The organism is Pseudomonas sp. TE3552 (assembly GCF_056278945.1).
The window spans coordinates 1,016,898-1,030,448 of sequence record NZ_JBWBQJ010000001.1 but is presented as its reverse complement, the minus strand read 5'-3'; the positions used below and the strand labels follow the sequence as shown (position 1 = coordinate 1,030,448).

10 protein-coding genes are annotated in these 13,551 nt (G+C 60.1%); 9 read left to right on the top strand and 1 reads right to left on the bottom strand.

Going from position 1 to position 13,551, the window contains the following annotated elements; translation table 11 throughout:
• Positions 1-79: 79 nt before the first annotated feature.
• The 9 genes from pvdM (at position 80) to ACZ9BB_RS04375 (ending at position 12,307) form a co-directional block, all read left to right on the top strand.
• Positions 80-1,450 (top strand): pyoverdine-tailoring dipeptidase-like protein PvdM, encoded by a 1,371-nt coding sequence (gene pvdM, locus ACZ9BB_RS04415; protein WP_476212704.1) that lies wholly within the window; start codon positions 80-82, stop codon positions 1,448-1,450.
• Positions 1,447-2,733: a pyoverdine-tailoring periplasmic protein PvdN gene (gene pvdN, locus ACZ9BB_RS04410; RefSeq protein WP_476212703.1), complete on the top strand. Its 1,287-nt coding sequence runs from the start codon at positions 1,447-1,449 to the stop codon at positions 2,731-2,733. The genes pvdM and pvdN overlap by 4 nt, the downstream gene beginning before the upstream one ends.
• A gap of 246 nt (positions 2,734-2,979) precedes the next feature.
• Entirely contained in the window at positions 2,980-3,879 is a 900-nt protein-coding gene (pvdO, locus tag ACZ9BB_RS04405; RefSeq protein WP_476212702.1) for a dihydropyoverdine dehydrogenase, read from the top strand.
• Between the two features lie 113 nt (positions 3,880-3,992).
• A complete protein-coding gene (locus tag ACZ9BB_RS04400) occupies positions 3,993-5,642 on the top strand; it encodes a cyclic peptide export ABC transporter (RefSeq protein ID WP_427624388.1) in 1,650 nt (549 codons plus the stop codon).
• 302 nt (positions 5,643-5,944) lie between these two features.
• Positions 5,945-8,425, top strand: a complete 2,481-nt coding sequence (locus ACZ9BB_RS04395; protein ID WP_476212701.1) for a TonB-dependent siderophore receptor — start codon at positions 5,945-5,947, stop codon at positions 8,423-8,425.
• A gap of 301 nt (positions 8,426-8,726) precedes the next feature.
• Positions 8,727-9,308, top strand: a complete 582-nt coding sequence (locus tag ACZ9BB_RS04390; protein ID WP_476212700.1) for a nucleotidyltransferase family protein — start codon at positions 8,727-8,729, stop codon at positions 9,306-9,308.
• A 498-nt stretch (positions 9,309-9,806) separates the two neighbouring features.
• The gene (locus tag ACZ9BB_RS04385) at positions 9,807-10,166 is read left to right on the top strand and encodes a DUF6124 family protein (protein WP_476212699.1); all 360 of its coding nucleotides are present in this window, start codon (positions 9,807-9,809) and stop codon (positions 10,164-10,166) included.
• A gap of 709 nt (positions 10,167-10,875) precedes the next feature.
• Entirely contained in the window at positions 10,876-11,235 is a 360-nt protein-coding gene (locus ACZ9BB_RS04380) for a DUF6124 family protein (protein WP_476212698.1), read from the top strand.
• 712 nt (positions 11,236-11,947) lie between these two features.
• Positions 11,948-12,307, top strand: a complete 360-nt coding sequence (locus tag ACZ9BB_RS04375) for a DUF6124 family protein (RefSeq protein ID WP_476212697.1) — start codon at positions 11,948-11,950, stop codon at positions 12,305-12,307.
• Between the two features lie 282 nt (positions 12,308-12,589).
• Here ACZ9BB_RS04375 and ACZ9BB_RS04370 read toward each other — a convergent pair whose 3' ends face one another.
• The gene (locus ACZ9BB_RS04370) at positions 12,590-13,546 is read right to left on the bottom strand and encodes an alpha/beta hydrolase (protein WP_476212696.1); all 957 of its coding nucleotides are present in this window, start codon (positions 13,544-13,546) and stop codon (positions 12,590-12,592) included.
• Between the last annotated feature and the right edge of the window lie 5 nt (positions 13,547-13,551).

Below are 13,551 nucleotides of genomic sequence, written 5' to 3'. Positions count from 1 at the left end.
TTTTGCCGCTCACTCGTTCTTCTCAGATAGCAAAGGCCCCTGCGCCTGCACCGGGGCGGCGAACCTGACTGAGATGGCGATGACAAAAACACGTTCGAAAAAGGCCCTGTACCTCGGCCTGCCACTGACCCTGGCCATCAGTGCTGGCGCGGGCTGGCTGGCCTGGGATTATTGGTTCAAGGACAACCCCGGCTACCCGGTCAAGGTGATGAAACAGGCCACCGAACTGCAGGAGCGGATTCTTTCCTTCGACAGCCACATCACCGTTCCCCTGAGCTTCGGCGCCCATGGCAACGAGGCCGACAAGGACGGTTCCGGCCAGTTCGACTTGATCAAGGCCAACCGCGGTCGATTGTCCGGCGCGGCCCTGACGGTTTTCGGCTGGCCGGAAATGTGGAACGGCCCGAACGCCCCGCACAGGCCCACCGACGGTTTCGTCGAAGAAGCGCGCAACCAGCAGGAAGTGCGCTACAAAATCATCTCCGGCCTGGTTCGCGACTTTCCCAATCAGGTCGGCATCGCCTACACCCCCGACGACTTCCGGCGCCTGCACGGCGAAGGCAAGTTTGCGATTTTCATCAGCATGCTCAATGCCTATCCGCTGGGCAACGACCTGAGCAAACTGGACCTGTGGGCTGCCCGTGGCATGCGCATGTTCGGTTTCAGCTACATCGGCAACAACAGCTGGGCCGATTCGTCACGACCGCTGCCGTTTTTCAACGACTCCCCCGATGCCCTTGATGGACTGTCGGACATCGGCAAACAGGCCGTGCAGCGCCTCAACGATCTGGGCGTGATCATTGATGTGTCGCAGATGTCGACCAAGGGCCTGGAGCAAGTGGCGCAACTGAGCCGCACGCCGATGGTGGCCTCGCACTCGGCGCCACGGGCCGCGGTGGACATCCCGCGCAACCTCAGCGACAAGGAGCTGCAGCTGATCAAGAACAGCGGCGGCGTGGTGCAGGTGGTCGGTTTCTCGCAATACCTCAAACCGCTGACCCAAAACACACAAGACAAACTCAACGCACTGCGCGCGCGTTTCGATCTGCCGCCATTGCCCAACCTGGCGATGGCGCTGATGCCCGGCGATCCGATCATCACCGCCTGGTCCGAACAGAAGCTCGGTCAATACGCCAGCGGTCTGTATGCCATTCTTGAGGAAGAACCCAAGGCCACGCTCAAGGACCTCGGCGACGCCATCGATTACACCGTGCGCAAGGTCGGCATCGACCACGTCGGTATCGCTTCGGACTTCAACGATGGCGGCGGCATCAAGGGCTGGGAAAATGTCGGCGAAATCCGCAACGTCACCGCCGAATTGATCCAGCGCGGTTATTCCGAAGCCGATATCGCCAAGCTCTGGGGCGGTAACTTCCTGCGGGTCTGGGAACAGGTGCAAAAAGCCGCGAAGCCCACGCTGATTTCTCGCCAGGAACCAGTCAAGCCATGAATGACCGTCGGACCTTTCTGAAACAGGCCGGGATCCTCGCCGCCGGCCTGCCATTGGCTGCCAGCCTCGCCCCTCCGGCCGCCGCCGCGCAAACGCAAGTGCTGCCCCAGGACAAGTGGGCGCAACTGCGTCAGTTGTTCGACCAGGACCCGAACTACATTCACTTCGCCAATTTTCTGGTGACGTCCCACCCAAAACCGGTGCGCGAGGCCATCGCCCGCCACCGTGCCGCACTGGACCTGAATCCCGGGCTGGCCATGGACTGGGACCTGGGCGTGACCCACCAGCGCGAAGAAAACGTGCGGCTCTGGGCCGGCCGGTATTTGCAGGCCAAGCCGACGCAGATCGCCCTTACCGGCAGCACCACCGAAGGCCTGGCGATGATTTATGGCGGCGTGCAAGTGCGCCCCGATCAGGAAATCCTCACCACGGTTCACGAGCACTATTCCACGAACAACATCCTGAATTTTCGCAACCAGCGCGATGGCACCCGAGTGCGCAAGATTCAGTTGTTCGAGCAGCCACAGTCGATCTCGGCCGACCAGGTGCTGGCCGCCATCAACCGCAACATCCGCCCCGAGACCCGCGTGCTGGGCATGACCTGGGTGCACTCGGGCAGTGGCGTGAAGCTGCCGATCAGCGACATCGCCTGCCTGGTCGATGAACACAATCGCCAGCGCGACGACAAGGACCGGATCGTTTACGTGGTCGATGGTGTGCACGGTTTCGGCGTCGAAGACCTGAGTTTCCCGGCGATGAACTGCGACTTTTTCATTGCCGGCACCCACAAATGGATGTTCGGCCCTCGCGGTACCGGCATCGTTTGCAGCCGCAGCGAAGAACTCAAATACGTCAGCCCGAGCGTGCCGACCTTCTCCGAAGCCACGACCTTTTCCACCACCATGTCCCCGGGCGGCTATCACGCCTTCGAACATCGCTGGGCCGTGGATGAAGCGTTCAAATTGCACCTGGAACTGGGCAAGGCCGACGTCCAGGCGCGCATCCATCAGCTCAACAGTTACCTGAAACAGCGCTTGCTGGAGCAACCGGGTGTCGAGCTGGTCACTCCGGTCGATCCGGGGTTTTCGGCGGGGTTCAGCTTCTTCCGGGTAAAGGGTCAGGACTGCGATGCCGTGGCTGCCCACCTGGTGCAAAACCGCATTGTCAGCGATGCAGTCAGCCGCGACGTCGGCCCGGTGATCCGCACAGCACCCGGCCTGCTCAATACCGAAGCCGAGGTGGACCGCTTCATCGACGTGTTGGGCAAAAAGCGCTCCGCGTGAACTCTCGCTCCCAGGCCAATGCAGTTCACTTAGAAAGTCTTGAGTCAGAGACCTGTGGCGAGCGAGCTTGCTCGCGCTGGGCTGCGCAGCGGCCCCAAAAATCTGCCAGTCATTGCCGATTTTTGTGAGCGCTACGCACTCAAGCGCGAGCAAGCTCGCTCGCCACAAAAGCTCGCTCGCCACAATGGTCGGCATGACTGGATGAGTGAGCTGCGAAGCACAGTTTTCCTTTAACCGAGGCAACCTATGAAAACGCCCCACCCACCTTCCGCTCCGAGAACCCTGTCGGCCCTGGCGCTGACCGCACTGCTCGCCGCACCGCTCGCCGGCCTGCTGCCCGGCACCGCCCAGGCCGCGAACCCGCCAGCCCCCGGCAAGGTGTTCAAAGACTGCAAAGACTGTCCGGAAATGGTCGTGCTGCCCGCCGGCAGTTACACCATGGGCACACCAGAGGATGAAGTCGGCCGCCAGCCCGATGAAGGTCCACTGCATCAAGTGACCTTCACCCGCCCTTTCGCCATCAGTCGCTTCCAGGTTCTGGCCGGCGAATGGGACGCGTACGTGCGCGCCACCGGCAACACCCCCGCCGACTTCGATGATCGCCCGGGTCGTCGCTGCACGGCCGGCAAACCGAGCTTCAAACAGACGGCGCGCCACCCGGCCGTGTGCATGAACGCAGCCGAAGCCCAGGGTTACATCGCCTGGTTGTCGAAGAAAACCGGTCATGCCTATCGCATGCCCAGCGAGTCGATCCGCGAGTACGCCGCCCGTGCCGGCAGTACCGGGTCTTTCCCGTTTGCGTTCGATGAAGGCGCCGATTACCAGATCTCCAAAAACGCCAACACCTACGGCGCCGCCGACGGCTACAACTTCACCTCCCCGGCCGGCACCTTCCCGGCCAACGCCTTTGGCGTGTTCGACATGCACGGCAACGTTTACGAGTGGGTCGCCGACTGCTACCGCGAAGACTATGTCGGCGTGCCCAGCGACGGCAGCCCGTGGGTGGAACAGAACTGCAAACGCCAGGTCATGCGCGGCAACGACTGGGGCGAGGCACCGGTGTTTTCCCGCTCCGGCAATCGCAACAGCAGCCTGCCCACCAGCAGCGGCGACTGGCTGGGGTTTCGTGTAGTGCGCGAGTTCTGACTCTTTCAGGCCGACGCACGCCGGCATTACCGTCCGCGACCGTTTAAATAAAGTCCGCGACCATTCGTTTTCCTTAAGTACCGGCACTCCCTACGTGTCGAAAGGAATCCTCCATGACCAAGCCAACGCGTGGGGCGATCAACGAATTGTTCGCCCTGCTCAAGCCCTTCCGCCTGATTGTCTCTGTGTCCATCGTGCTCGGCATGATCGGTGGCCTGAGCGTCACCGTGTTGCTGGCGACCATCAACAATGCCCTGCACTCCGCTGACGGCCTGACCCGCACCGTGGTGATGATTTTCGCCGGGCTGTGTGTGCTGGCGCTGCTGACCTCGATTCTTTCCGACATCGGCACCAACTACGTCGGCCAGCACATCATCGCCAGGCTGCGCAAAGAGCTGGGGGAGAAAGTGCTGTCGGCGCCGATCGACCAGATCGAGCGTTACCGCAGCCACCGGTTGATCCCGGTGCTGACCCATGACGTGGACACCATCAGCGATTTCGCCTTCGCCTTCGCGCCGTTGGCGATTTCCCTGACCGTGACCCTCGGTTGCCTCGGCTACCTGGCCATGCTGTCGTGGCCGATGTTTCTGATGATGCTGGTGGCCATCGCCATCGGCACCACCATCCAGGCCATCGCCCGGGCCAAGGGCATGCGCGGTTTCTACGCGGCGCGCGACTCCGAAGACGAGTTGCAAAAGCACTACAACGCCATCGCCGAAGGCGCCAAGGAACTGCGCATCCACCGCCCGCGGCGTCAGCGCATGTTCGTGTCCGGCATCCAGAAAACCGCCGAGAAAATCTGTGACACGCAGATCCGCTCGATCAATACCTTCGTCATTGCCAAGTCGTTCGGCTCGATGCTGTTCTTCGTGGTCATCGGCCTGGCGCTGGCCCTGCAATCGTTCTGGCCCAGTGCCGACAAGGCCGTGATGAGCGGTTTTGTGTTGGTGCTGCTGTACATGAAAGGCCCGCTGGAACATTTGGTCAGCACCCTGCCGATCATCAGTCGTGCGCAGATCGCGTTTCGCCGGATCGCCGAGCTCAGCGAACAATTTTCCTCCCCGGAACCGCACCTGCTGCTGGAGGATCAGGGGCACAAACCCGGCCCGGTCCACAGCCTGGAACTGAGCAACGTGCGTTACGCCTTCCCGCCGGTGGAAGGCAGCGAGCCCTTCCGCCTCGGCCCGGTCAACCTGCGCATCGAGCAAGGCGACATTGTCTTCATCGTCGGTGAGAACGGCTGCGGCAAAACCACGCTGATCAAGTTGCTGCTGGGCCTCTATGCGCCCACCGAAGGCGAAATCCGCGTGAACGACCAGCCGATCACCGCCCTCAATCGCGATGACTACCGGCAGAACTTCACCACGATATTTGCCGACTATTACCTGTTCGATGACCTGATTCAGGGCGACCGGCAAGTGCCGCAGGATGCCACGCGCTACCTCGAACGCCTGGAGATCGCGCACAAGGTCAGCGTGCGCGACGGCGCATTCAGCACCACCGACCTTTCCACCGGCCAGCGCAAACGCCTGGCGCTGGTCAATGCCTGGCTCGAAGAACGGCCGGTGCTGGTGTTCGACGAATGGGCGGCCGATCAGGACCCGACCTTCCGCCGCATTTTCTACACCGAACTGCTGCCCGACCTGAAGCGCCTGGGCAAAACCATCATCGTGATCTCCCACGATGACCGCTACTTCGACGTTGCCGATCAACTGGTGCGCATGGAGGCCGGCAAGGTCAAAAGCGAACTGCAACCCGCCTGACCGACAAAGGCCAGGGGGCGCGCCAAGCCCCCCCCTGTGGCGAGGGGGCTCGCCCCCGTTCGGCTGCGAAGCAGTCGCAATTGCGTTGCATGCGGTGTGCCAGGCAGAACGAGGTTGCAGGTTCAGGACTGCTTCGCACTCCAACGGGGGCGAGCCCCCTCGCCACAGGGTGTTGGCCTCCACTTAACTGACCGGCATTGCCCCTGAACCGGAAAAATAATTTTCCGGTTTGCCGCGGCCTCCTCGTCTTAATGAGATGAATAAGAACCATTACCAACTATACCTGCCAAGGTCTTAACCTCATGTCCGCATCCCGTTTCATGCTTCGACCTCTGACCCGCGCCCTGTTAATGAGCAGCACGACCCGCTCCCGTATCACTTCCACCGGCCTGGGCCTGGCGCTGACCCTGGCCATGACGCCTTATGTCCAGGCCCAGGAATGGACCCTCAACATCCCGGCCCAGCCACTGGCTCAGGCGCTGCAGACGCTCGGTCAACAGACCAACCTGCAAATCATCTACAGCCCCGAGAGCATCCAGAACCTGCGCTCCAGTGCCCTCAACGGCCGCTATCAGGACGATGATTCGCTCAGCGCGATGCTCAAGGGCACCGGGATTCGCCACCAGCGCGACGGCAACACGGTCACGCTGCTGGAACCGGCCACCGGCGGCGCGATGGAACTGGCACCGACCAGCATCAACGGTCAGCAGTTGGGCGCGACCACCGAAGGCAGCAACTCCTACACCACTGGGGCGGTGACCATTGGCAAAGGCGAGCATTCGCTCAAGGAAACCCCGCAGTCGATCACCGTCATCACGCGCAAAATGCTCGATGACCAGAACCTGAACACCATCGAACAGGTCATGGAAAAGACCCCGGGGATCACCGTTTACGATTCGCCAATGGGCGGCAAGTATTTCTATTCCCGGGGCTTTCGCATGACCGGCCAATACCAGTACGACGGCGTGCCGCTGGACATCGGCAGCAGCTACGTACAGGCCGACAGCTTCAACAGCGACATGGCGATTTATGATCGGGTCGAAGTGTTGCGCGGCGCGGCCGGGATGATGAAAGGTGCCGGGGGCACCGCCGGTGGTGTGAACTTCGTGCGCAAACGCGGCCAGGACACCCCGCACACTCAACTGTCGCTGTCCGCCGGCACCTGGGACAACTACCGTGGCCAGGTCGATACCGGCGGCCCGTTGAACGACGCCGGCACCATTCGTGGCCGGGCCGTGGTCACCCAGCAGACCCGTCAGTATTTCTACGACGTGGGCGCGCGCAAGGACCAGATCTACTACGGTGCCCTGGACTTCGACCTGAGCCCCGACACCACCCTGGGCCTGGGCATGGCCTACGAAGACGTCGATGCCACCCCGTGCTGGGGCGGCCTGCCGCGCTACGCCGACGGCAGCGACCTGAAACTCTCACGCTCCACCTGCCTGAACACTGCCTGGAACAACCAGCGCAGCAAACGGGCCACTTACTTTGGCGACCTGAAACACGAGTTCAACGACAACTGGGCGCTGAAGGTTGCGGGGGTTTACTCAAAGAATACCCAAGACATGGAATACGCCTTCCCGAGCGGTTCGGTACCGGTAGGCGCCACCAGCTCCAGTACCCTGATGATCGGCAGCATCTATGACTACGATCAGGTCGACTACGGCCTCGACGCTTATGTGGACGGCAAGTTCGACGCATTCGGCCAAGAGCATGAGCTGATCGTCGGTGCCAACGCCAGCCGCTCCCACAAGGATGACTTCTACGCCGTGGCCCTCCTGCCTGAGCGTCAGAATGTGCTGAACCCCAACCACCACCTGCCCCAGCCGGATGAAAGTTTCTACCTGGCCAACGCCACCCGAGGGGGGCCGGTGGACATGCGGATCAAGCAATACGGCGCCTACTCCACCGCACGCCTGAAACTGGCCGATCCGCTGACCTTCGTCCTGGGCAGCCGCGTCAGCTGGTACAAATCCGAAACCGACTCCGTCTCGTTCTTCCGCGGCGAAGGCACGCCGATCAGTTCCGAGTCCAAGGAAACCGGGCAAGTCACTCCGTTTGCCGCCTTGCTGTTCGACATCAACGACAACCTGACCGTCTACACCAGCTACACCGATATCTTCACTCCACAGGGCGGTTACAAGACCATCACCGGTGCGACCCTCAAGCCATTGATCGGTCAGAGCTATGAACTGGGGATCAAGGGCGAATGGTTCGATGGTCGCCTGAACAGCGCCTTCAACCTGTTCCGCACCATCCAGAAAGACGCGGCCCAGGACGACCCGGCCTGCCCGGACAGCAGCTGCTCGCAAAACTCCGGCAAGGTCCGCGCCCAGGGCTTCGAAGCCGAAGTCAGCGGTGAAGTCATCGACCGTCTGCAATTGCTGGCCGGCTACACCTACACCCAGACCAAGGTGCTGGAAGACGCCGACGTCAGTCAGGATGGCGTGTCGTACAACACCTATGTGCCGCGCCACCTGCTGCGAGTATGGGGCGATTACGCCTTGAGCGGTCCGCTGGATCGCGTCACCGTCGGTGCCGGCGTCAATGCCCAGAGCGGCAACTACCGCGTTTCGCCTACCAGCAACAACAACGTCACCCAGGCCGGCTATGCGGTCTGGAACGGTCGCATCGGCTACCGCATCGATGACACCTGGTCCGTGGCGCTGAACGGCAACAACCTGTCCGACAAACGCTACTACGCCACGGTCGGTACCGAAGGTTTCGGTAACTTCTACGGTGAACCGCGCAACTTCGTGATGTCGGTCAAGGCTGACTTCTGATTGCAGCCTCAATGAAAACGCCCCGCAATTGCGGGGCGTTTTTTTGTGAGAAAAGGACGGTGGTTTAACTGAAAGTTCGACGGTGTTCCAGCGGGCCTTTTCGCGAGCAAGCTCGCTCCCACATTTGATCTCAGGCGTACACAGATAATGTGTTCACCGAAGATCCCCTATGGGAGCTTGCTCGCGAAGAGGCCGGCCCATCCAGCACAAAACCCGAAGTGAGACCGATATCGACTCCCCCGCATACCCTATAGGATGCATTGAGGGAATCTTTCTACCCAACGATGACTTGGAGGTGTCAATGAACAACGCTTCAAGAGTCCAGACAATCATTTCAGAAGACCCCGCTCGATGGCGCCTACTCCAGCTTGTTCATTCCCTGGGGTTGCCAGATTGTTGGGTCGGTGCAGGCTTTGTCCGGAACGCGGTCTGGGATTACTTGCACGGGCGCTTCCCATCCCCTATCTCGAGCGACGTCGACGTAATCTGGTTTGATCCATGTCACTGCACTCCCTCAGATGACAGAGCTTTAGAAGCAGCTCTGCGAGATTTGGACCCGACAGTCCTCTGGTCAGTAAAAAATCAGGCGAGAATGCATGTTCAGAACGGCGATAAACCTTACATCTCCACTACTGATGCAATGCGTTACTGGCCAGAAACAGCAACGGCAATAGCCGTCAGATTGCGCGAAGGAAACACCTGTGAGGTATCTGCCCCGTTGGGACTGGATGATCTTTTTAACCTGATCATCAGGCCCACATGGAGATTTACTGAAGAAAAAAAAGCGATGTACCAAGAGCGCTTGAAATCCAAGGGATGGACGACAACGTGGCCTCTACTCAGGCAGGAGCCTGGTCTACCTACAGTGCTATTCGAGCTTTGAAAGAAGACTTAATCAGGCACTTACCGGGTTTTAACAAGAAAGCGGATGCATTCGTTTATCCGGTGGTTTTACCCTGAGTCTCATTTTTTGGGAACCCCGCAGATCAACTGTGGGATCCTGCTCGCGATGAGGCCGGTACAGCCACCACAAGGCTCGGTGTCAGACCGTTAAACAAACACTGTTTAAACGACACTTCCAGACACTCACTCAGGCTACACATTCTTGCGCCGCTGCCTACGACTACGCCAGAATCCGCCGGCTTGTGCGCCTTGGGGCCGGGCTCTATCGTTTCCGGGTCGCTGACGAATCAGCGATCGGGTTTAGCAGCCCGGGTTATCTCTAGACGCACAACGTTCGCCGGTCATGTTATGGCGGCTTTGCGTGGGGCACTTCGGTGCGCCGGGTTCTAGAGTCCTGGTCTGCTAACCCGCGTACAGCCGCCACCTCTTTTTCGTTTAGCAGCGATGTGTAGCGGCTCCATAACTCTAGGAGCGTCATATGTTCAAAGCCACACCCAATCCCCCGGAAACAGATCCAACATCCCCCTACGAATCCCTCGATTCCAAGAAACTCAACGAAGCCGCCGACCGCGCCCTCGATTACCACCTCAAACCGCCAATCCCCAAAGACACCAAGCGCAAACCCAGCACCATTTACCATGTGGGTACGAAGGTCGATAACGAAACCCTGCTGGTCAACGCCTGCGAAACCCTGGCGTCAGCCAGCGTGATGCTCAGTGAGTTCGCCGGGTTGATGGACATGCCACATCGCAACATGATGTTGGGGATTCAATCGGTGGTGATGCTCGGGGAGCTGGCGGTGAACCGGGTGCTGGATAACCTCGATCCGCCGGCCTGATATTGATCTGAGCCTATAGGGCATCTGTGGCGAGGGAGCTTGCTCCCGCTCGGCTGCGCAGCAGTCGCAAAACCTGAGCATGCGGTGTATCTGAAAAACCGTGATCGCCGGGTTGGGGGCCGCTTCGCAGCCCAGCGGGAGCAAGCTCCCTCGCCACAACAGCATGGCTGTCTGCAAAGTTCTGCGGTGTTCTTTCGGGCCTCATCGCGAGCAGGCTCGCCCACAGCGATCGGTGTCGTTCATAAATCTTCTGGTCAAAGCAGATACCTGTGGGAGCGGCGGTGCGGCGATCCGGCTTACCCGCGATGAGGCCGGTACAGCCACCACAAGGCTCGGTGTCAGACCGTTAAACAAGCACTGTTTAAACGACACTTCCAGACACTCACTCAGGCTACACATTCTTGCGCCGCTGCCTACGACTACGCCAGAATCCGCCGGCTTGTGCGCCTTGAGGCCGGGCTCTATCGTTTCCGGGTCGCTGACGAATCAGCGATCGGGTTTAGCAGCTCGGTAAATATCAAGGCACGCAGTGTCATCTCTCGATCAGCCGGCTACTTTTGCCTACGCTGGTCTGCGTTATGGTGACTGTGCGTGGGGCACTTCGGTGCGCCGGGTTCCTTGATCCCTGGTCTGCTAACCCGCGTACAGTCGCCACCCTTTCTCGTTTAGCAGCGACATGTGGCGACTCCATTGATCAGGGAGTTTTACTATGTTCAAACCTACACCGAACCCACCGGAAACCGATCCAACATCCCCCTACGAATCACTGGATTCGAAAAAACTCAACGAAGCCGCCGACCGCGCCCTCGATTACCACCTAAAACCACCCATCCCCAAAGACACCAAGCGCAAACCCAGCACCATTTACCATGTGGGTACGAAGGTCGATAACGAAACCCTGCTGGTCAACGCCTGCGAAACCCTGGCCTCGGCCAGCGTGATGCTCAGTGAGTTCGCCGGGTTGGTGGACATGCCACATCGCAACATGATGTTTGGGATTCAATCGGTGGTCATGCTTGGGGAGCTGGCGGTGAACCGGGTGCTGGATAACCTCGACCCGCCGGCCTGATATTGATCTGAGGCTGCTATAGGGCATCTGTGGCGAGGGAGCTTGCTCCCGCTCGGCTGCGCAGCAGTCGCAAAACCTGAGCATGCGGTGTATCTGAAAAACCGTGATCGCCGGGTTTGGGGCCGCTTCGCAGCCCAGCGGGAGCAAGCTCCCTCGCCACAACAGCATGGCTGCCTGCAAAGCTTTGCGGTGTTCTTTCGGGCCTCATCGCGAGCAGGCTCGCCCACTGTGATCGGTGTCGTTCACAAATCTTCTGGTCAAAGCAGATACCTGTGGGAGCGGCGGTGCGGCGATCCGACTTGCCCGCGATGGGGCCGGTACAGCCACCAAAAGGCCCGGTGTCAGACCGTTAAACAAGAACTGTTTAAACGACACTTCCAGACACTCACTCAGGCTACACATTCTTGCGCCGTTGCCTACGACTACGCCAGAATCCGCCGGCTAGTGCGCCTTTGGCCCGTGCTCTATTGTTTCCCTGTCGCTGAAAAACAGCGATCGGGTTTGGTAGCCCGGGTTAATCAAGGCGCACAGCGCTGACGTTTCAAGCCAGTTGACGCTTTTTTGTCTGCTGTTTTGTTATGGCGGTTGTGCGCAGGGCGCCCTCGGACGCGCTGGGTTCCCTTGATGCCCGGTCTACCAACCTGCGTACAGTCGCCACCCTAATGTTTGGTAGCAATAGGTCTGCGGCTCCATCTATCAAGGAGTTCCATCTATGTTCAAACCAACACCCAACCCACCGGAAACCGATCCAACATCCCCCTACGAATCCCTCGATTCCAAAAAACTCAACGAAGCCGCCGACCGCGCCCTCGATTACCACCTCAAACCGCCAATCCCCAAAGACACCAAGCGCAAACCCAGCACCATTTACCATGTGGGTACGAAGGTCGATAACGAAACCCTGCTGGTCAATGCCTGCGAAACCCTGGCCTCGGCCAGCGTGATGCTCAGTGAGTTCGCCGGGTTGGTGGACATGCCACATCGCAACATGATGTTGGGGATTCAATCGGTGGTCATGCTCGGGGAGCTGGCGGTGAACCGGGTGCTGGATAACCTCGACCCCCCGGCCTGATATTGATCTGAGGCTATAGGGCATCTGTGGCGAGGGAGCTTGCTCCCGCTCGGCTGCGCAGCAGTCGCAAAACCTGAGCATGCGGTGTACCTGAAAAACCGTGACTGCCGGGTTTGGGACCGCTTCGCAGCCCAGCGGGAGCAAGCTCCCTCGCCACAACAGCATGGCTGGCTGCAAAGTTTTGCGGTGTTTTTCACGAACCTCGACAACTACCTCCACGGCGAACACCGAACCTGTAAGAGCTGCCGAAGGCTGCGATCTTTTGATCTTGAAGCTTTACGCTCAACCCAAATGCCGACCCAGCGCCCGACTCAAGCGCTCATGCACACTCAGCACATCCGGCATCACCGAAGCCAATCTGAGCAAGTCATGGGTCAGCCCCGGGCAATGTTCAAGTTCGACATTCACCCCCTGCGTGCGCAGTTTATCGACGTAGGCCTGGCCTTCATCGAGTAACGGATCGAACCCGGCCAGCAACACAATCGCCGGCGCCACCCCACGCAAGTCCTCAGCCAGCAACGGCGAGAAGCGCCAGTCCAGCAGGTCTTCGGGGCGGCGGGCGTAGTGCTGGTAAAACCAGTCCAGCGTGTCGTTCTCCAGCAGATACCCTTCGCTGAACAACAGGCGCGAATCGTGGGTGCGCGAGGCGTCGGTGACCGGGTAACACAGCATCTGCACCTTGGGGGCGATGGCCACGGTGTGTGGTTGAACCACTGCCTGCAAGGCCAGTACCGTCGCCAATGTGGCACCGGCGCTGTCGCCGCCGAACGCGACGCGACCGACATCCAGCCCCAGGGCCAGCGCCTGTTCCGCCAGCCAGGACAAGGCATCTTCACCGTCCTCCAGCGCCGTCGGGAAGCGGTGTTCCGGCGCCAGCCGATAGCCGACGGACAATACCGCACACGGCGTACGTCGGCAGAATTCGCGGCAGACTCCGTCATGGGAGTCCAGGCTGCCCACTACAAAACCACCGCCATGGAAATACACCAGCACCGGCATCGGTGCCGTCGCCCCGCTCAGGCGATACAAACGCAACGCCAGCGGCGCACCGTCCCGGGCCGTGGTGTTGACCTCAAGCACGTCAAGATCCTGAGGGGCATCCCAGCGCAATTGGACGGTGGTTTGTTCGAAGATCGCCCGCGCCTCGGCCGGCAGCAGTTGATGCAGCGCCGGCAGGCCTGCGTCCTGGCTGTCTTGTGCCAGGTCGAGGAAAGCTTCCAGATCAGGGTGTAACGACATCGAAA